The sequence below is a fragment of the Streptomyces sp. UC4497 genome, from assembly GCF_054871485.1.
The window spans coordinates 475,517-494,815 of the sequence record NZ_JBTYHB010000002.1 but is presented as its reverse complement, the minus strand read 5'-3'; the positions used below and the strand labels follow the sequence as shown (position 1 = coordinate 494,815).

General features: G+C 71.3%; 20 protein-coding genes. 14 read left to right on the top strand and 6 right to left on the bottom strand.

Going from position 1 to position 19,299, the window contains the following annotated elements; all coding sequences use genetic code 11:
• Window positions 1-290 precede the first annotated feature (290 nt).
• From ACYSUO_RS04995 to ACYSUO_RS04955, 9 genes are all read left to right on the top strand, one after another.
• Window positions 291-2,273: a tetratricopeptide repeat protein gene (locus ACYSUO_RS04995; protein WP_461774769.1), complete on the top strand. Its 1,983-nt coding sequence runs from the start codon at window positions 291-293 to the stop codon at window positions 2,271-2,273.
• 143 nt (window positions 2,274-2,416) lie between these two features.
• Window positions 2,417-3,532 carry an alanine dehydrogenase gene (gene ald, locus ACYSUO_RS04990; RefSeq protein WP_461774740.1) on the top strand — a complete coding sequence of 372 codons (1,116 nt, stop codon included), beginning with the start codon at window positions 2,417-2,419 and terminating at the stop codon, window positions 3,530-3,532.
• 342 nt (window positions 3,533-3,874) lie between these two features.
• On the top strand, window positions 3,875-5,053 hold the full coding sequence (locus tag ACYSUO_RS04985) for a ParA family protein (protein WP_461774739.1): 1,179 nt from the start codon (window positions 3,875-3,877) through the stop codon (window positions 5,051-5,053).
• On the top strand, window positions 5,038-5,625 hold the full coding sequence (locus ACYSUO_RS04980) for a hypothetical protein (protein WP_426904533.1): 588 nt from the start codon (window positions 5,038-5,040) through the stop codon (window positions 5,623-5,625). The genes ACYSUO_RS04985 and ACYSUO_RS04980 overlap by 16 nt, the downstream gene beginning before the upstream one ends.
• Window positions 5,626-5,652: 27 nt before the next feature.
• Window positions 5,653-6,729, top strand: a complete 1,077-nt coding sequence (locus tag ACYSUO_RS04975) for a segregation and condensation protein A (RefSeq protein WP_461774738.1) — start codon at window positions 5,653-5,655, stop codon at window positions 6,727-6,729.
• On the top strand, window positions 6,726-7,361 hold the full coding sequence (gene scpB / locus ACYSUO_RS04970; protein ID WP_461774737.1) for an SMC-Scp complex subunit ScpB: 636 nt from the start codon (window positions 6,726-6,728) through the stop codon (window positions 7,359-7,361). Before ACYSUO_RS04975 ends, scpB begins: the two co-directional genes overlap by 4 nt.
• An 11-nt stretch (window positions 7,362-7,372) precedes the next feature.
• The gene (locus ACYSUO_RS04965) at window positions 7,373-8,575 is read left to right on the top strand and encodes a pseudouridine synthase (RefSeq protein WP_461774736.1); all 1,203 of its coding nucleotides are present in this window, start codon (window positions 7,373-7,375) and stop codon (window positions 8,573-8,575) included.
• A 91-nt stretch (window positions 8,576-8,666) separates the two neighbouring features.
• A complete protein-coding gene (locus ACYSUO_RS04960) occupies window positions 8,667-9,413 on the top strand; it encodes an NUDIX hydrolase (protein WP_461774735.1) in 747 nt (248 codons plus the stop codon).
• Window positions 9,410-10,426, top strand: coding sequence for an ADP-ribosylglycohydrolase family protein (locus tag ACYSUO_RS04955; RefSeq protein WP_461774734.1), 1,017 nt, complete (start codon window positions 9,410-9,412; stop codon window positions 10,424-10,426). The genes ACYSUO_RS04960 and ACYSUO_RS04955 overlap by 4 nt, the downstream gene beginning before the upstream one ends.
• 37 nt (window positions 10,427-10,463) lie before the next feature.
• Here the strand turns inward: ACYSUO_RS04955 and ACYSUO_RS04950 are convergent, their stop codons facing one another.
• From ACYSUO_RS04950 to ACYSUO_RS04935, 4 genes are all read right to left on the bottom strand, one after another.
• Window positions 10,464-11,171, bottom strand: a complete 708-nt coding sequence (locus ACYSUO_RS04950) for a nucleotidyltransferase domain-containing protein (RefSeq protein WP_461774733.1) — start codon at window positions 11,169-11,171, stop codon at window positions 10,464-10,466.
• Between the two features lie 22 nt (window positions 11,172-11,193).
• Window positions 11,194-11,703, bottom strand: a complete 510-nt coding sequence (locus ACYSUO_RS04945; protein ID WP_461774732.1) for a Rieske (2Fe-2S) protein — start codon at window positions 11,701-11,703, stop codon at window positions 11,194-11,196.
• Window positions 11,700-12,278 (bottom strand): DUF6529 family protein, encoded by a 579-nt coding sequence (locus tag ACYSUO_RS04940; RefSeq protein WP_461774731.1) that lies wholly within the window; start codon window positions 12,276-12,278, stop codon window positions 11,700-11,702. The genes ACYSUO_RS04945 and ACYSUO_RS04940 overlap by 4 nt, the downstream gene beginning before the upstream one ends.
• A gap of 82 nt (window positions 12,279-12,360) precedes the next feature.
• Window positions 12,361-13,038: a hypothetical protein gene (locus tag ACYSUO_RS04935; RefSeq protein WP_461774730.1), complete on the bottom strand. Its 678-nt coding sequence runs from the start codon at window positions 13,036-13,038 to the stop codon at window positions 12,361-12,363.
• A gap of 224 nt (window positions 13,039-13,262) precedes the next feature.
• Here ACYSUO_RS04935 and aroH point away from each other — a divergent pair, with 224 nt between their 5' ends.
• From aroH to der, 5 genes are all read left to right on the top strand, one after another.
• On the top strand, window positions 13,263-13,625 hold the full coding sequence (gene aroH / locus ACYSUO_RS04930; protein WP_266721209.1) for a chorismate mutase: 363 nt from the start codon (window positions 13,263-13,265) through the stop codon (window positions 13,623-13,625).
• Entirely contained in the window at window positions 13,622-14,707 is a 1,086-nt protein-coding gene (locus ACYSUO_RS04925) for a prephenate dehydrogenase (protein ID WP_461774729.1), read from the top strand. Before aroH ends, ACYSUO_RS04925 begins: the two co-directional genes overlap by 4 nt.
• A gap of 125 nt (window positions 14,708-14,832) precedes the next feature.
• Window positions 14,833-15,525 (top strand): (d)CMP kinase, encoded by a 693-nt coding sequence (cmk, locus tag ACYSUO_RS04920; RefSeq protein WP_267070951.1) that lies wholly within the window; start codon window positions 14,833-14,835, stop codon window positions 15,523-15,525.
• Window positions 15,522-16,169 (top strand): lysophospholipid acyltransferase family protein, encoded by a 648-nt coding sequence (locus tag ACYSUO_RS04915; protein ID WP_461774728.1) that lies wholly within the window; start codon window positions 15,522-15,524, stop codon window positions 16,167-16,169. Before cmk ends, ACYSUO_RS04915 begins: the two co-directional genes overlap by 4 nt.
• Window positions 16,170-16,248: 79 nt before the next feature.
• Window positions 16,249-17,724 carry a ribosome biogenesis GTPase Der gene (gene der / locus ACYSUO_RS04910; protein WP_461774727.1) on the top strand — a complete coding sequence of 492 codons (1,476 nt, stop codon included), beginning with the start codon at window positions 16,249-16,251 and terminating at the stop codon, window positions 17,722-17,724.
• A 102-nt stretch (window positions 17,725-17,826) separates the two neighbouring features.
• Here the strand turns inward: der and ACYSUO_RS04905 are convergent, their stop codons facing one another.
• Window positions 17,827-18,114 (bottom strand): hypothetical protein, encoded by a 288-nt coding sequence (locus tag ACYSUO_RS04905; protein ID WP_461774726.1) that lies wholly within the window; start codon window positions 18,112-18,114, stop codon window positions 17,827-17,829.
• A 205-nt stretch (window positions 18,115-18,319) separates the two neighbouring features.
• Window positions 18,320-19,120, bottom strand: a complete 801-nt coding sequence (locus ACYSUO_RS04900) for a hypothetical protein (protein WP_461774725.1) — start codon at window positions 19,118-19,120, stop codon at window positions 18,320-18,322.
• Between the last annotated feature and the right edge of the window lie 179 nt (window positions 19,121-19,299).

Sequence of the window (19,299 nt, the reverse complement as noted above, 5' to 3'; positions counted from 1 at the left end):
CAATCGCCGGAGGGGCTTGATGTGTGGTCACATCATCCGCTGATCCGATTGGGGGACTCGGGCGCGCCGCTCGCCAAGGGGAGCCGTACACCCTCAACTAGGCTCGGGAACGCCCCCTGCCGACCCCCGGAGGGGATGGGTGAGACGGAGCGTGGCCCGTGACGGATCAGGCGGTCGAGTCGGACGACGTGACGGAGGTCGAGTCGGCCCCCGGACGGTCCCGCAAGCGGCGTCGCACCCGTCGGGGGCAAGAGGTGGCGGAGCGTCAGTTCCTGGGGCGTAAAAGGGAGTTGTCGCAGCTCAGGTCCGACATCGAGCGGGCCGGGCTCGACACTCTCTCCGGGCGGAAGGCGCCTCGTGCGAGGGTGCTGCTCATCGCGGGGCGCCCGGGCACGGGGCGTACCGCCCTCGCCGAGGAGCTGTTGCGGGACGTCCGCGAGCAGTACCCCGACGGCACCCTGCGGACCCGCCTCACCGCCCCCGACGGCACCCCCGTCCCCACCGAACGCGTCCTCCGCGACCTGCTGGACGCCCTCGAACTGCCCGCCCCGCCCGGTGAGAACGCCGACGACCTCTCCGAGCGGCTGCGCGAAGGACTCGCGGTGCGCCGCGTGGTGCTGCTGCTCGACGACGCGGGCAGCGCCGAGCAGGTCGACCCGCTGCTCCCCGACACCCCAGACTGCCTCGCCGTGGCCGTCGCCGAGGGTCCGCTGACCGGCATCCCGGACGTGCGGCCCTGCACGCTCGGCGGCCTCGACACCAAGGCCGCGCTCGAACTCCTCACCCGGCACACCGGTTCGGTCCGCGTCACCTGCGACCCGCGCTCGGCCGAATCCCTGGTGGAGCTGTGCGGCGCCGGGCCCGCCGCCCTGGAGATCGCCGGCGGCTGGCTCGCCGCGCGCCCCAAGGAATCCGTCGCCGACCTGGCCAAGCAGCTGCACGCCCTGGAGCCCGACGGGACCGCTCTCGCCCGTGTCTTCCGGTTCTCCTACGAATCGCTGCCCGGGCCCGCCGCCCGGATACTGCGCTACCTGTGCCTCGCCCCCGAGGGCTACGTCGACCCGCACACCGCGTCGGCGCTCGCCGGCTGCTCGGTCGCGGCGGCCCACTCCACCCTCGACGCCTTCGTCACCCTCGGCCTGGTCCGCGGCGTGGACTCCGAGCTGCCGCAGTACGAGGTGCCCGGCTGCCTCGCGCCGTTCCTGCGCGGCCTCACCGAGACGGTCGACCGGCCGGGCGAGGTGCACCTGGCCCGCGCCCGGATGCTGGAGCGGACCGTACGGCTGCTCACCTCGTGCCGCGCCGTCACCGAACCCTTCGACTCCCCGGCCCGCAAGAAGCTCGCAGGCCTGCCGAGCGCCCTGCGCTTCGCCGACCGGGAGGCGGCCGCCGAGTGGCTGCGCGTACGACAGCCCGCACTGCTCGCCGCGGCCCGACTGGCCGTCGCCGACGGGGAGTTGGACACGCTGGCCCGGCGCCTCATGGCCGCTCTCGTACGGGCGATCGTGGCGCACCGGGGCACCGAGGACGCCGCGCCCGAGCTGTACGGGATCCACCGGCTCGTGCTCGATGTCGCCGAGCGCCGGAACCTGCCGAGGGAGAAGGCCGCCGCCCTGCTCAACCTCGCCGACCTCGACGCGCGGACCGGCCGCACGCACGAGGCACTGGCCCGCTACCGGGCCGCTCTCGACGCCGGGCGCGCCGCGCAGGACCCGTACGCGACGGGCCGCGCGATGGAATCCGTAGGCGGCGCCTACCAGTCGCTCGGGGACTGGCAGCGGGCCGCCGACTGGTACGGGCGGGCCCTCGCGCAGCGGCTCACGCGCGGCGAGCGGGCCGACGCCGCGCGCCTTCACGGACGTATCGCGGGAGTCCACACGTACGCGGGCCGCTACGGCGAGGCACAGCGGTCGCTCCGCTCGGCCGTCGCCGGGTACCGCAAGGAGGGTGATGTGCCCGCCCAGGCGCGGGCGTTGAGCGAATTGGCGCGGGTGCTCGAATACGCAGGCCGGCCCGAGGAGTCGCTGCACACCTGCCAGGAGGCGATCGAGTGGGCGCGCCAGGCGAAGGACGCCCGGCTGCAGGCCGCGCTCCAGCTGCGCCTCGCCGACACCCTCGACCGGCTCGGCGACCCCACCGCGGCCAAGCTGCACCGGGGTGCGGCCGAGCGCATGCTGGGAGAGGAGCTCACCGGCTCCGACGGAGCGGAAGCAAACCCTTCGGAACAAGCCGCTAACACCTGCGAAATCCGTAGCGCATCCGCTGAAGATTGATGCATCGAAAGGCTAGACAGCTCAATAACCTTCATTAGACTGGCTCTGCCGCGGTCATCCGTGGCGTCTCCGGTGCGTCCCGTGGTGTGCCGGTATGTAGTGCATTGCCCGTTTAATCCCTGAGCCAAGGACCGTGATCGACGATGAAGGTCGGCATCCCCCGCGAGGTCAAGAACAACGAGTTCCGGGTGGCCATCACCCCTGCCGGCGTCCATGAGCTGGTACGCCACGGCCACCAGGTCTTCGTCGAGCAGAACGCCGGTGTGGGCTCCTCGATCACGGACGCCGAGTACGTCTCGGCCGGCGCGCAGATCCTCGGCACCGCCGACGAGGTCTGGGTCACGGCGGACCTGCTGCTGAAGGTCAAGGAGCCGATCGCGGAGGAGTACCACCGCCTCCGCAAGGACCAGACGCTCTTCACGTACCTGCACCTGGCCGCGTCCAAGGAGTGCACGGACGCGCTCCTGGAGTCGGGCACGACCGCCATCGCGTACGAGACGGTCGAGACCGCGAACCGCCAGCTGCCGCTGCTCGCCCCGATGTCCGAGGTCGCGGGCCGCCTCGCCCCGCAGGTCGGCGCCTACCACCTGCTGGCCGCCAACGGTGGCCGCGGTGTGCTGCCCGGCGGTGTGCCCGGCGTGCACGCGGGCAAGGCCGTCGTCATCGGCGGCGGCGTCTCCGGCTGGAACGCCGCGACGATCGCCATCGGCATGGGCTTCCACGTGACGCTGCTCGACCGTGACATCAACAAGCTCAAGGAAGCCGACAAGATCTTCGGTACGAAGATCCAGACGGTCATGTCGAACGCCTTCGAGCTGGAGAAGGCCTGCCTCGACGCCGACCTCGTCATCGGCGCCGTCCTCATCCCGGGTGCCAAGGCGCCGAAGCTGGTCACCAACGAGCTCGTGTCCCGCATGAAGCCCGGAAGTGTCCTTGTCGACATCGCGATCGACCAGGGTGGCTGCTTCGAGGACTCGCACGCGACCACGCACGCCGAGCCGACCTTCAAGGTGCACAATTCGGTCTTCTACTGCGTCGCCAACATGCCTGGCGCGGTCCCGAACACCTCGACGCACGCGCTGACCAACGCCACGCTCCCGTACATCGTGGAGCTCGCCAACCGCGGCTGGGCCGAGGCCCTGCGCCGCGACCCGGCCCTTGCCCTGGGCCTCAACACCCATGACGGCAAGGTCGTTTACAAGGAGGTCGCGGAGGCGCACGGCCTCGAGCACCTCGAGCTGGAGAGCCTCCTCGGCTGACCCGCCCCACGGACGACGTCAACGAAAGTCGTCAATCTCACGCCTACGGCCGGACCTTGTGAGGGGTCCGGCCGTACGTGTAATGGATCGGTACGGGTCCGGACATGGTCAACTCGCCTTGAACGTAACCCTTTACCCGATTCGCGAGGCGACGAAATGCACCGAAGAGCCGTCGTACGCCCTTGACATGAGGGTGTTTCGTTACCGACACATCGGGCCGGGTCCGGCGGATTGTGTTGCTGCGGACCGGTGACACGCCATAGAGTCGCCAACCGTCGGCATGGTGCCACGCTGACCTATCGATAAATGTTCCTGGCCATATCCAAGGAGGTAAGACGACTTGTGAATGAGTCGACATTTACTCCCGGGGGTGGCCAGCCAGGCGGACAGGTTCCCGCGGGGCTTCAGGCTGTCGGCCCCGTCGCTGTGCGTACCTTCGCTGCCCATCAGAGCAGTTATCAGGGCATCCCCCAGCAGAGTCCGACGCAGACAGCAGACCAGAGCATGGATGGCCATCACGTGAACGCCATGGCCGGCGACCGAAGCGGCGACACACAAAGTCACTTCGCCGACTACGACACCCTGCCCGAGGGGTCCTTCTACGACCCCGACGCCGAGTACGAGCCCGACCCCGAGTACGCGGCCACGCTCGCCCCCGACGCTGCCCGGCAGCGCCGCGAGCGCGTGGGTCCCACCGGGCGTCCGTTGCCGTACTTCCCGATTCCAGGACCGCTGACCGACCACGGCCCGGCGAAGATCATCGCGATGTGCAACCAGAAGGGCGGCGTCGGCAAGACCACGTCGACCATCAACCTGGGTGCCGCGCTCGCCGAGTACGGACGCCGGGTCCTGCTCGTCGACTTCGACCCGCAGGGTGCCCTGTCGGTCGGCCTCGGCGTGAACCCGATGGAGCTCGACCTCACGGTCTACAACCTGCTCATGGAGCGGGGCATGGCCGCGGACGAGGTCCTGCTGAAGACCGCGGTTCCGAACATGGACCTGCTCCCCAGCAATATCGACTTGTCCGCTGCCGAGGTGCAGTTGGTCAGCGAGGTGGCGCGCGAGTCCACGCTGCAGCGGGCGCTCAAGCCGCTGATGGCCGACTACGACTACATCGTGATCGACTGTCAGCCGTCCCTGGGCCTGCTGACCGTCAACGCGCTGACCGCCGCTCACAAGGTCATCGTTCCGCTGGAGTGTGAGTTCTTCGCGCTGCGTGGTGTGGCCCTGCTGACCGAGACGATCGAGAAGGTCCAGGAGCGGCTCAACCCGGACCTGGAGCTCGACGGGATCCTCGCCACGATGTACGACTCGCGGACCGTGCACAGCCGTGAGGTGCTCGCGCGCGTGGTCGAGGCGTTCGACGACAACGTCTACCACACGGTGATCGGCAGAACCGTTCGCTTCCCGGAGACCACGGTCGCCGGTGAGCCGATCACGACGTACGCCTCGAACTCGGTCGGTGCCGCGGCCTATCGCCAGCTTGCCAGGGAGGTGCTCGCCCGGTGTCACGCCGAGTGAGTCTGCCGGGGGCCGACGAACTGTTCCGTACGACCGGGGGCATGGGGCTGCAGGCGTCGTCCCCGAGACGCTCGGCGAACGGGGAGGCGCGGGTTCCCTCGCCTGCCGGGGAGAGCGACGAGGCGGCCGCGGCGGCCTCCGAGGGGGACGCGGAGGCGGCTCCCGCTTCCTCCGGTTCCGGGGAGCACTCCGCCGCCGAGGCCGAGTCGGACGCCGGGTCGCGGTCGCGGGCCGCTGCCGCGGAGGGCGCCGCCGACAAGGCGCAGCGCAGGGCCTCCGGCGGGGCGCAGGAAGGTTCCGGTGGGCGGGGTTCCACCGCGGCGGCGCGGAAGCGGTCGCGGGCGGCCAATCGGCGGCCCAGTGGGCGTGAGCGGCACGACGAGAAGATCACCGTGTACGTGTCCGCCGAGGAGCTGATGGACCTCGAGCACGCGCGGCTCGTGCTGCGTGGTGAGCACGGGCTTGCGGTCGACCGGGGGCGCATTGTGCGTGAGGCGGTTGCCGTGGTGCTGGCCGACCTTGAGTCCCGTGGGGACGCGAGCATTCTTGTGCGTCGGCTGCGGGGGCGCTAGGCCCTGGGCGGGTAGCGTCCTGCGTTGATGTCCGTGAACGAATCGTCTGAGCCGTCGGCGTCGCCCGGTCGTCGGCGTGCGCTGGGGCGGGGTGCGCTCTCCTCGCCGGAGGCGGGGCCTGAGCCGGGGTCGGTGCCGTCGGAACCTTCGGCCGGAGCCGGGGGCCGCCTTGCCCACCCTGCCGCCCCAGGCGGCAGATTGCCCAAGGCGGGGGCTGCGGCGGAGCCGGAAGTGGAGGTCGGCTCCCCGGAGGAGTCCGCGGACGTTGATGACGGGAAGTTCAAGGTTCGGCTGGATAATTTTGAGGGGCCGTTCGATCTTCTGTTGCAGCTGATCTCGAAGCACAAGCTCGATGTCACCGAGGTCGCCCTGTCCAAGGTCACCGACGAGTTCATGGCGCACATCCGGGCCATGGGGCCGGACTGGGACCTTGATCAGACGACGGAGTTTCTTGTCGTCGCCGCGACGCTGCTCGATCTGAAGGCCGCACGGCTGCTGCCCGCCGCCGAGGTGGAGGACGAGGCCGATCTGGCCCTCCTGGAGGCCCGCGACCTGTTGTTCGCGCGGCTGCTGCAGTACCGCGCGTACAAGCAGATCGCCGACATCTTCAGCGGGCGGATGGAGGACGAGGCGCGGCGGTATCCGCGGACCGTCGGGCTCGAGCCGCACCACGCCGAGCTGCTGCCCGACGTCGTCATCAACATCGGGGCCGAGGGGTTCGCCAAGCTGGCCGTGAAGGCGATGCAGCCCAAGCCCAAGCCGCAGGTGTACGTCGAGCACATCCACGCGCCGCTGGTGAGCGTGCAGGAGCAGGCGCAGCTCGTCGTCGCCCGGCTGAAAGAGGTCGGTGAGGCCCGGTTCCGGGACCTTGTCGCCGACACCGACGACACGCTCACCGTCGTCGCCCGGTTCCTCGCGCTGCTCGAGCTGTACCGGGAGAAGGCCGTGGGCCTCGAGCAGGAGACCCCGCTGGGCGAGCTGATCGTGCGCTGGACCGGGGGAGAGGACGGGACCGAGCCCGTGGTGACGGACGAGTTCGACCGGGCGCCCGAGGTGCCCGACCAGCCGGACCAGAAGCCCGACCAGAAGGAGGCTGCCACGTGAGCGAGCAGGACGTCCCCGGTGGCGTGGCCGAGCTGGAGCTCAAGCCGGCCCTCGAAGCCGTACTCATGGTGGTCGACGAGCCCGCCACCGAGGAGCATCTGGCCAAGATCCTGCAGCGGCCCAGGAGGGCCGTGAGCGACTCGCTGCGGGAGCTGGCCGACGAGTACCGCGTGCAGGGGCGCGGCTTCGAGCTGCGGCTCGTGGCGGGCGGCTGGCGGTTCTACACCCGGCCGGAGTACGCCGCCGCCGTCGAGGGCTTCGTCCTTGACGGGCAGGTGGCGAGGCTCACTCAGGCGGCCCTGGAGACCCTCGCCGTCGTCGCGTACCGGCAGCCGGTCAGCCGTTCCCGGGTCTCCGCGGTGCGCGGAGTCAACTGTGACGGGGTCATGAGGACCCTGTTGCAGAGGGGTCTGGTGGAGGAGGCGGGCGCGGAACCCGAAACAGGTGCGATCCTGTATAGGACGACGAACTACTTCCTGGAGCGGATGGGCCTGCGTGGCCTGGACGAGCTGCCGGAACTCGCGCCCTTCCTCCCCGAGGCGGACGCGATCGAGGGAGATACGCAGGAAGGGCTCCCGTCGTTCGACCCGGACGCACCCGATGCGCCGGGTGTCGAGGATGTACCCGACTAGACGGAACTTTGATGCGAAGCAGTAGCGGCAGGAACAGCAGCGGAAACAACGGCGGGAGCCGTGGTGGCAACAGCAGCGGCCGCGGCGGGAACAGCGGGGGCCGCGGCAGCCAGCGCGGCGCCGGCAACAACCGCGACGACAGGCGCGGCGGCGGCAATCGTGCCGACAACCGCGTCGACAACCGCGCAGACAAGCGCGACGACAAGCGTGACGACAGGCCCGCGCGCCCGAAGCGGCCGCGTCCCGAGGAGCGGCTCTACGACGTAGGCCCGAACGCCTCGAAGGAGGGTTCGAAGTCGGGCCGCGGCGCCTCCGCGCGCGGCGGCGCCAAGGGCGGCCCCAAGCGCGGTCAGCAGCAGGGCCCGGGCGGCCGCGCCCGTACGGCTCCCTCGCGTTCGCGTGAGTACGAGACGCGGACCGAGGAGCGCAACCGCGAGCGGTACGCGGGGAAGAAGGACGTCAAGCTCCCGAAGACGTTCCCCGGTGCCGAGCAGGAGGGTGAGCGCCTGCAGAAGGTGCTGGCCCGTGCCGGTTACGGTTCGCGGCGCGCCTGCGAGGAGCTGGTCGACGAGGCCCGTGTCGAGGTCAACGGCGAGATCGTGGTCGAGCAGGGCCTTCGTGTCGACACCGAGAAGGACGAGATCAAGGTCGACGGTCTGACCGTGGCCACGCAGTCGTACCAGTTCTTCGCGCTGAACAAGCCGGTCGGTGTCGTCTCCACCATGGAGGACAACGAGGGGCGGCAGTGCCTCGGCGACTACACGAACAACCGTGAGACGCGGCTGTTCCACGTCGGGCGGCTCGACACCGAGACCGAGGGCGTCATCCTGCTCACCAACCACGGTGAGCTGGCCCACCGCCTCACGCACCCGAAGTACGGCGTGAAGAAGGTCTACCTCGCGCACCTCGTGGGCCCGATCCCGCGTGACCTGGGCAAGCGGCTCAAGGACGGCATCGAGCTGGAGGACGGGTACGCGCGCGCGGACCACTTCCGGATCGTCGAGCAGACCGGCAAGAACTACCTGGTCGAGGTCACCCTGCACGAGGGCCGCAAGCACATCGTGCGGCGGATGCTGGCCGAGGCCGGCTTCCCGGTCGACAAGCTGGTGCGGGTCGCCTTCGGGCCGATCACGCTCGGCGACCAGAAGTCGGGCTGGCTGCGGCGTCTTTCGAACACCGAGGTCGGCATGCTGATGAAGGAGGTCGACCTGTAGGTCGGCCCGCGGGCGTTCGCGCCCGGGTCTTGTGTGCGGCGACCCCCTCCTTTTAAGGTCTGTTGGACCAATAAAGGGAGGGGGTCTTCGCATGTCCGACAACGGTCCTGTGGCGGGCTACGACAAGCACGCCTACGAACCCTTCGCCGTCACCGTCGACCTGGCCGTGTTCACGCTCCGGTCCGGGCGGCTGCACATCCTGCTCGTCGAGCGCGGTCACGAGCCGTACGCGGGGCGCTGGGCGCTGCCCGGCGGGTTCCTGGAGCCGCACGAGTCCGCGGAGGGGGCGGCGCGGCGCGAGCTCGCCGAGGAGACCGGGCTCGCCGATGTCGCCGGGCTGCATCTGGAACAGCTCCGTACGTACAGCGAACCGGGGCGCGATCCCCGGATGCGGGTGGTGTCCGTCGCGTTCGCCGCGCTCGTGCCGGACGCCCCGCAGGCGCACGGCGGCGGGGACGCGGCGCGGGCCGACTGGCTGCCGTACGGGACGCAGGGCCCGCTCGCCTTCGACCACGACCGGATCCTCGCGGACGCCCACGACCGGATCGGCGGGAAGCTGGAGTACACCTGCCTGGCCACCGCGTTCTGCCCGCCCGAGTTCACGCTCGGCGAGCTGCGGCAGGTCTACGAGGTGGTGTGGGGGACCGACCTCGACCCCGCGAACTTCCGGCGCAAGGTGCTCGCGACGCCCGGCTTCGTCGAGCAGGTCCCCGGCGCGTCCCGGCTCACCGGAGGGCGCGGCAAACCCGCGGCCCTCTACCGGGCGGGCGGCGCCACATCCCTGCACCCACCGCTGCTGCGGCCCGCGCACGAGCCGACCGAAGGATCCCGCCCATGACCCGCCGCCACGCCACCGGATCGCTGCTCGGGCTCGCCCTCGGGGACGCGCTCGGCTATCCCACCGAGTTCAGCGACGTACCCGCCATCCTCGACAAGCACGGGCCCTGGCGGGAGATGGAGCTGCCAGGGCACCCCGTCGCGTACATCACCGACGACACGCAGATGGCGCTCGCCGTGGCGCGGGCGCTGCGCACCGGCACGGCGAGCGGGACGCTCGGGCCGGAGGGCTTCGCGCGGCCCCTGCGCGCGGAGTTCGTCGACTGGTACCGCTCGCCCGACAACAACCGCGCGCCCGGCAACACCTGCCTGCGCGCGTGCGGACTGCTGGAGACCGGGAGCCGGTCCTGGCAGGAGGCCAGCCAGATCCACTCCAAGGGCTGCGGCGCCAACATGCGCGTCACGCCCCTCGGGCTCGCCCCCGGCCTGAGCGACGAACAGCGGGCGGGCGGCGCCCAGTTGCAGGCGGGCCTCACGCACGGCCACCCCACCGGCCTCGCCGCCGCCGACCTCACCGCGCACGCCGTCCGCCTCCTCGCCGAGGGCGCCGAGCCGACCGGGCTCGTCGGGATGCTGCGCTCGTACGCGTACGAGAACCGGGAGACGTACCACGAGGCCTGGCTCGGTGACCTGTGGCGGCGCGGCGACGCGGCCACGCCGCAGCAGTTCATCGCGCATGGCTGGGACGAGTGCCTCGGCGTGCTCGACCGGCTGCGGGACGCGCTGCGCGAGCCGTCCCCCGAGACCGACCCCTGCCTGGCCACGGGCGCCGGCTGGATCGCGGAGGAGGCCCTGGCCACGGCTCTCCTGTGTTTCCTGATGTTCGTGGGCGACCCGGTCCTGGCCTTGCGCCGCGCCGCCTGCACCTCCGGCGACTCGGACTCGATCGCGGCGCTGGCCGGGGCGTTCGCGGGCGCCCACCTCGGCGCCGACGCGTGGCCCGCGGACTGGGTGGAGCGGATCGAGCACCGGGACGAGCTGATCGGGTTCGGGGCGGAGTGGGACGTGGCGTAATTGGTAGGGGAGTTGGAGGCGCCACGACCCATCTCCCCTAGTGGTCCGGCTGCGCCTCCAGGGCCGAGGCCCGGCGTGTGCGGATCAGGAAGTCCTCGACCCGGGCGCGGTCCGGCTCCGTGGGGAGCGGGGTGCGGGCCGCCGCCTCCTCCGCCTCGGCCGCGAGGCGCGTCATCCGGCGGTCCACCTCCGGCCAGGTCACCTCGCCGCGCTTCACCGCGAGCAGTGCCGCGCGGTCCTGGCCCACGTCGATCGTCAGCCGTCCCGTGCGCAGCAGGTCGCGGCAGGAGATCAGGAGGCGGAGCAGGTGCATCGCGTGTTTCCAGCGCGGGGCGCCGTGCGTGCGGACGTCGGCCTCCAGCTTCTTGCGCTGGCTCGCCGCGTACCGGGCGAACGTCTCGTGCGCCCGGCGGGAGAGGAACGCCTCGCGCAGGGACAGGAGTTCGCGGCCGGTGTCCGTGATGTGCTCGACCAGCGGGGAGTGCAGACACTCCAGGATGTTCGGGTTGGCGCGCAGCGCGAGTTCGCAGAAGCGCTCAAGCTCCCACGAGAACTGTTCCTCGGCCGGCCCGTCGACGTGCGTCGGCGGCTTGTCGAAGCGCCAGAAGAGCGGCGTCGGGGCCAGGTACACGCCACGGCGGTCCGTGTCGCTCGCGTCCGTGGCCAGGCCGAAGGCGCGGGAGCCCATGACGCAGGAGTAGACGGTGTGGTCGCGCACCAGGTCGTGCGGGTCTTGCGGGGTCATCCCCGGAGCGTAGGCGGCCCCGTCAGGCCAGCGTGATCGAATTTCCGGTGACCTTGATCTGGCGGGCTCCGAGGGGGCTGCGGGCCGGGCCGTTCGCCACCGAGGCGTCGTCGACCTTGAACTTCGAGCCGTGGCACGGGCAGTTGATGGTGCCGTCGGAGACGTCCTTGACCGTGCAGCCCTGGTGCGTGCACACCGCGGTGAACGCCTTGAAGTCGCCCTTGGCGGGCTGCGTCACCACGACCTTGTCGTCGGGGAAGACCTTGCCGCCGCCGACCGGGATGTCGGACGTCTTCGCCAACTCGTCGCCCGCGGGCGGCTGTTCGGGGTCGCCGGAGGAGGGCTTGGCGGAGTCGTCCGCCCCCTCCGATTCCTCCGGCGCCTCGGATTTCTCCGGTGCCTCGGAGGACGGCGCCTCGTCGTCGCCTCCGCCGCCCTGGTCCTCGTCCCCGTACTTGCTGCAGCCCACCGCGAGCGCGCCCGCGCCGCCCGCGATCAGGACGCTCCTGCGTGATGTGGTGGTGCGCTTCATGTCGTCACTCCCACGGTCCGGAAGAACCACAGTGCAGACGTCAACCACAGCAGCGTCAGCACCGCGAACACAAGGCCGCCCACCACCGGCAGCAGCCAGCCCGGCAGCCGCTCCGTGCGCAGCAGCAGCATCTTGGCGCTGAACGCGCCGAAGAAGAAGCAGCCCAGGAGCGAGTGCCACATGACCCGCGTCGAGTACGTCTGGTAGCCGAGCGCGTAGAGGCAGTGCACCGCCACCGGCACCGCGAGCAGGAACGCGATCCGGCCCGACCAGCGGTGCAGCGCGGGCGCCCACGACGGGCCGCCCAGCTTCCCGTACACCATGAACGCCGAGACGATCTGGACGAGCGCGAAGGCGAAGGCCGCCGTCCCCAGCCAGGACTTCACCGCGCTCGTGCTGGAGAAGCCGGCGAGGTTGAACGCCGTGCCCGCCGGGTCGTGCACCTTCCCGTACGCGCCGAGCGCCACGGCCACCGCCGCCGCGACGAGCGCGGGCACCAGGTAGCGGGCCGCGGACGGGCGGCGGTGGTCCGGGTTCGGGAAGCTCTGGGTGGCGGCGTTCGGGTCGACGGTCATGGGAACCCTCTCTGAACCCTCTGCTCTCTGGAGCCTCTGCTGGCGGAACCCTCTGCGTGCTGCCCAGGGGACGACGTGCCCCTCAGGGAACGACCGGGCGGGCCGTCAAACGGTCGCCGTCGACCGTCACCGCCCCCGATTCCGGGTCGATGGGCGGCGCGGCGGACGGCTTGTCGTCACGGCGCACGATGCCCACCTGGCGGCCGTCGGGCAGCACGATCCAGCCGCCGTCGATCTCCGCGCCGCGCACCTCGGTGGTCGCCCGGTACAGGCCGGACGGCTTGACGGCCTTCTTCGCCGTGAAGCCGTAGGGCTGTTTCTGGATGGTCGTGGTGCCGCGCACCCGGTCGCCGGTGAGCCTTCCGTCCAGCTTCGCGCCGTGCTTGCCGGACAGCTTCATCTCACCGTTGTCCTCGACGTTCCCCTTCAGCCACGACTCCTTGGTACGGCCGTCGCAGAAGTAGGCGATCGCCTTGTCGCCGCGGATGGATATGGAGATCGCGGACGAGTCGTCGTCGGTGCGGCCCGCGTAGCTCGTCTTGGCGCGGGCCGTCCGCGTCGGGCTCGCTTTCGAGGGCGACGCCGACGGTTCGGCCGAGGCCGAGCCCGAGGGTGAGGTGGAGGGCGCGGGCGATGCCGTCGCGGCGGGAGCCTCCCCGTACGACGAAGTGCCCTCGCCCGTCGTCGCGTTGAGCGACAACACGAACAGGCCGAGGGCCAGTCCGGCGAGCAGTGTGTACAACGGCCCGGAGCGCTTCATGGCCGAGCCTCCCCCCGAGGCGGCAGCGGTACCGCCTCCATGCAAGCAGCTCCGGCCGGGTGGCGACAGGGGGCGGTTCGTCTGACATTGAGGTGGTCCGGGATTCCGCACAGGCGAATGTCCCGGTGTCCGTCTCGGCAGACGGGCGGCGCGCGCCCGCGTGTCCCGCCTTGATTACGCTGGTCTCCTATCCAATTGCGCGTACGTGGAAAAGGGGCAGTGACGTGGCGGTACGAGCGGTCCGGGGCGCCGTCCAACTCGAACGGGACGAGGCCGGCCACATGGACGAGCAGGTGAGCGAGCTGCTCACCGCCGTCCTCGAGCGCAACGAGCTGACCGCCGACGACCTGATCTCCATATGGTTCACGGCCACCCCCGATCTGCACTCCGACTTCCCGGCGGCCGCCGCCCGCAAGCTCGGCATCGTCGACGTGCCCCTGATCTGCGCGCAGGAACTCGACATCGCCGGCGCCCTGCCGCGCGTCGTCCGGATCCTCGCGCACATCGAGACCGAGCGGACCAAGGCCGAGGTCGCGCACGTCTACCTCGGTGCCGCGGCCACCCTCCGCAAGGACATCGCCCAGTGAGAACCGCACTCGTCATCGGTACCGGCCTGATCGGCACCTCCGCCGCCCTGGCCCTCGCCTCGCGCGGCGTCAGCGTGCACCTCGCCGACCACGACCCCGGGCAGGCCCGCACCGCCGCCGCGCTCGGCGCCGGGACCGACGAGGCGCCCGAGGGCCCCGTCGACCTGTGCATCGTCGCCGTCCCGCCCGCGCACGTCGCGGCCTCGCTCGCCGACGCGATGCGCCGCGGCCTGGCCCGTGCCTACATCGACGTCGCCAGCGTCAAGGGCGGCCCGCGCCGCGAGCTCGAGGAGCTGGGCCTCGACCTCGCCCCGTACATCGGTACGCACCCGATGTCGGGCCGTGAGCGCAGCGGCCCGCTCGCCGCCGACGCCGACCTCTTCGAGGGGCGGCCGTGGGTGCTGACCCCGACCCGTGACACGGACACCGAGGTCCTGAACCTGGCCCTGGAACTGGTCGCCCTGTGCCGGGCCGTCCCGGTCGTGATGGACTCCGACGCCCACGACCGGGCCGTCGCGCTCGTCTCGCACATGCCGCACCTGGTGTCCAGCATGGTCGCGGCCCGCCTGGAGAACGCCGAGGAGGCTGCCGTACGACTGTGCGGGCAGGGCATCCGCGACGTGACGCGGATCGCCGCCTCGGACCCGCGGATGTGGATCGACATCCTCTCCGCGAACCCGGGCCCCGTCGCCGACCTGCTCTCCGCCGTCGCGGGCGACCTGGAGGAGACGGTGCAGGCCCTGCGCCACCTCCAGTCCTCCGACGACGCCAAGCGCCGCGAGGGCGTGGACGGCGTCGAGACGATGCTGCGGCGCGGCAACGTCGGCCAGTCCCGGGTCCCCGGCAAGCACGGCGCGGCCCCGGCGGCGTACGAGATCGTGGCCGTCCTCATCTCCGACCAGCCGGGCGAGCTGGCCCGGATCTTCTCCGACGCGGGCGCCGCCGGCGTCAACATCGAGGACGTGCGGATCGAGCACGCGACCGGGCAGCAGGCCGGTTTCGTCCAGCTCATGGTGCAGCCGGCGCAGGCGCCGAAGCTGGGCGCCGCGCTGCGCGAGCGGGGCTGGGCGATGCGTCAGTAGCAGTGTCGGCAGGGGCGCCGGTGGAGGCACGTAAGAAGGGGTCTTCCAGAGCCAGTAACCTTGTCTGGGGCGCTGCCGCGCCTCGTACCCATGCCCCCGTGCAGTGAGAAAGGTGTCCGTCACCTATGGAAACCGCCGCGACCGCCGCCGCAGCAGTGATCGTCGCCATCGACGGACCCTCCGGCACGGGCAAGTCGAGCACCTCCAAGGCCGTCGCCGCCCAGCTCGGCCTGAGCTACCTGGACACCGGCGCCCAGTACCGGGCGATCACCTGGTGGATGGTGAACAACGGCATCGACCTGGACGACCCGTCCGCGATCGCCGCCGTCGCAGGCAAGGCCGACATCGTCTCCGGCACCGACCCGGGCGCCCCCACCATCACGGTGGACGGCACGGACGTCGCCGCCCCGATCCGCACCGGCGAGGTCACCTCCAAGGTCAGCGCCGTCAGCGCCGTCCCCGAGGTGCGCGCCCGGATCACCGAGCTGCAGCGCACCATCGCGCTCGGCGCCGAGAAGGGCATCGTCGTCGAGGGCCGTGACATCGGTACGACCGTGCTGCCCGACGCCGACCTGAAGATCTTCCTCACCGCCTCGCCCGAGGCCCGCGCCGCCCGCCGCTCCGGCGAGCTCAAGGGCTCCGACGTGAAGGCCACGCAGGAGGCCCTCGTCGCCCGCGACAAGGCCGACTCCAGCCGCAAGACGTCGCCGCTGGCCAAGGCCGACGACGCCGTCGAGGTCGACACGAGCGACCTCACGCTGCAGCAGGTCATCGAGTGCGTCGTCACCCTGGTCGAGGAGAAGCGAGCCTCCAAGTGACCCAAGCGCCCTCCGAGCGAGGCGCCGAAGTAGGTCGGCGCATCGGCGTCGGCCTCATGTACGGGCTGTGGAAGCCGCGGGTCCTGGGATCCTGGCGGGTCCCGGCGGCCGGACCGGTGATCCTCGCGGTGAACCACTCCCACAACATCGACGGCCCCATGGTCATGGGCGTCGCCCCGCGTCCGACGCACTTCCTGATCAAGCAGGAGGCGTTCGTCGGACCGCTCGGCCCCTTCCTCGAAGGCATCGGGCAGGTGAAGGTCGACCGCACGAGCGCCGACCGCACCGCCATCACGCGGGCGCTGGATGTGTTGAAGCACGGTGGCGTCCTGGGAATCTTTCCGGAGGGCACGCGCGGCGACGGCGACTTCGCGTCGCTGCGGGCCGGACTCGCGTACTTCGCGGTGCGCAGCGGGGCGCCGATCGTTCCGGTCGCCGTCCTGGGAAGCACGGAGCGCCCGGGACGGTTGATAAAGAAGCTGCCCCCGCTCAGGAGCCGGGTCGACGTCGTCTTCGGCGACCCCTTCGAGGCGGGCGACGGCAGCGGACGGCGTACCCGCAAGGCGCTCGACGAGGCCACCGTGCGCATCCAGGAGCGGCTCAGCAGCCACCTGGACCATGCCAGGCGCCTGACCGGGCGCTGAGCGAGACTTTCAGTAGTGCGTGTGTTCCCAAGGGGTACGCGCACCGATCACCACGAATGAACGACGAGGTACGGACTTCATGAACGACCAGATCCAGCCCGAGGGATCCCCGGAACACGAGCACGGGGAGCTCGGCGACGCTGAGTACGCGGAGTTCATGGAGCTCGCCGCGGAGGAGGGCTTCGACCTCGAGGACGTCGAGGGCGCGCTCGACGCGGCGGGCCACGGTCCGCTGCCCGTGCTCGCCGTCGTCGGCCGCCCGAATGTCGGCAAGTCGACCCTGGTGAACCGCATCATCGGGCGCCGCGAGGCCGTCGTCGAGGACAAGCCCGGCGTCACCCGTGACCGCGTCACGTACGAGGCCGAGTGGGCGGGCCGCCGCTTCAAGGTCGTCGACACCGGCGGCTGGGAGCAGGACGTCCTCGGCATCGACGCGTCCGTGGCCGCGCAGGCCGAGTACGCGATCGAGGCCTCCGACGCCGTCGTCTTCGTCGTCGACGCCAAGGTCGGCGTCACCGACACCGACGAGGCCGTCGTGCGCCTGCTGCGCAAGGCCAACAAGCCCGTCGTGCTCTGCGCCAACAAGGTCGACGGCCCGAGCGGCGAGGCGGACGCCTCGTACCTGTGGTCCCTCGGCATCGGCGAGCCGCACCCCGTCTCCTCGCTGCACGGCCGCGGCACCGGCGACATGCTCGACGCCGTCCTGGAGGCGCTGCCGGAGGCCCCGGAGCAGAAGTTCGGCGGCTCCGGGCTCGGCGGACCGCGTCGGATCGCCCTGATCGGCCGCCCGAACGTCGGCAAGTCCTCGCTCCTGAACAAGGTGGCCGACGAGGACCGCGTCGTCGTCAACGAGCTGGCGGGCACCACCCGCGACCCGGTCGACGAGCTGATCGAACTCGGCGGCGTCACCTGGAAGTTCGTCGACACGGCGGGCATCCGCAAGCGCGTCCACCTGCAGCAGGGCGCCGACTACTACGCCTCGCTGCGCACCGCCGCCGCCGTGGAGAAGGCGGAGGTCGCGGTCATCCTGATCGACGCCTCCGAGTCGATCTCCATCCAGGACCAGCGGATCGTGACGATGGCGGTCGAGGCGGGCCGCGCGATCGTCCTCGCGTTCAACAAGTGGGACACCCTCGACGAGGAGCGTCGCTACTACCTGGAGCGCGAGATCGAGACCGAGCTCGGCCAGGTCGCCTGGGCGCCCCGGGTGAACGTGTCGGCGCGCACGGGCCGGCACATGGAGAAGCTGGTCCCCGCGATCGAGACGGCCCTCGACGGCTGGGAGACGCGCGTCCCGACGGGCCGGCTCAACGCCTTCCTCGGCGAGCTCGTCGCCTCCCACCCGCACCCGGTCCGCGGCGGCAAGCAGCCCCGCATCCTCTTCGGTACGCAGGCCGCCTCCAAGCCGCCCCGGTTCGTGCTCTTCGCCTCCGGCTTCATCGAGCACGGCTACCGCCGCTTCGTGGAGCGCCGTCTGCGCGAGGAGTTCGGCTTCGAGGGCACGCCGATCCACATCTCCGTACGCGTGCGTGAGAAGCGCGGCAAGAAGAAGTAGGCCCCCTCAGTAGGAGGCAGGGCGCGGTAGGCAGCAGTGCGGACGAACGCCGCCGGTGGAGACATCCACTCGGCGGCGTTTTTCTGTGCGGGGCGCGGGAGGTCAGTGCTCCCGGCGCGGGCCCGGCGGCAGGGCCGCGGGATAGTGCCGTCCCGTGGTGTGCTGCGGCGGGTACGGCTGCCAGCGCGGCGGGTGGTGCGGGCGCGGGCCGTGCAGCGGGTCGAAGCCCCTGAACCCCAGGTCCTCCTCGCCGCTGCGGTCGCCGGGCAGCGTCCGGAAGGACCGGCTGTACTCCGCGTACAGGGCGTCGTAGATGGGGGTCACCGAGGGACCGCCCCCCGCGTGGCTGCCCCCGGCATGGCGGCCCTGCTGGTCCTCCGCGGGGCGCATCGAGGGAATTTGGTTCTGATACGGCTGGTGCCGTCGGGACGAAGGGGGCGAAGAGGACGTGGCGGATGAGGTGGGGTCGTATGGGTGCACGTATGTGCCAACGAACCGGGCCCCCGACGGATGCGCCCTTGGCCTGCGCTGTTGCAGGCTGTCAGCGGTGTGACCGGCGCATTCGTGGGGGCCCGCGCGGTGCGGCGGGGGCGGCTCAGGTGCCGGCGAGCGGCATGGCGGCGGCCACCAGGCGGCCGTTCGCCGCGGCCTTGTCGAGGGCCTGACGGAGCAGGTCCTCGCGCGGCTGGTGGCCGATCGAACCGTGGGAGGCGGCGAAGACGAGGACCGTCTGCGTCTTGTTCGCCGCGGTCCGCCAGCCCTCCGTGACCAGGAGCGGCTGGTGCGCCTGCCACCAGGCGACCTGGGCGGGGGAGCCCCCGGTGCCGGGCTGCAGGATCGCGTGCAGCTGGCCCATGGCGAGCAGCACCGACCAGCCGCCGAGGGTCGAGGGGACCCCGTCCAGGGAGGCGGTCGGCATGAAGCCCTGCTCGATCAGGAGCGGCAGGAAGTCGTCCCCGTCCGTGGTCGTGCCGGGGCGGGCGATGGGGCCGGTCGGCTCGACGACGAGGGCGGGGTGCGTCGTGTCACCGATCAGTACGAGGCCGCTGGTGACGCCGAGCACGGCCTGCGAGGGTGCGGCCGGGGTGCCGCCGTCCGGCTGGGCGGCCGCCGGGTCCTGCCCGCCGCCGATGGACTGCACGGCGCCCTGCAGCTGGTCCTCCGCGACCTGGACGACCTGCGAGGGCAGGCAGGCGGCATGGGCGAAGGCGAGCACGGCAGTCTCGTCGCCGACGAACAGGACGGTGCTGGTCGGCTGCTGCTGCGAGTCGCCCGGCGTGCGGCAGGAGGTGCAGTCGTAACTGCCGGGGGCGTTGTCGCCGGCCATCAGGCGGTCGGCTTCTTCGTCGCCGATCTCGGCGCGTACGTCGTTGCTGACGTCGAGCAAGCGAGGCACGGGGACTCCTCAGGGATCTCTTGGACCGATCGGGGTGATCGGCCACGGTCAGGCGAGTGCTTATGAAGGGACAACGGATGATCTGTGTCCTCGGTCACGCCCGGATCGGAACGGAATCACCTCATCCGGCGCACACCGTGAACGACCGCCCGGAACCCGTCACTCCCCGCCAACTTGTT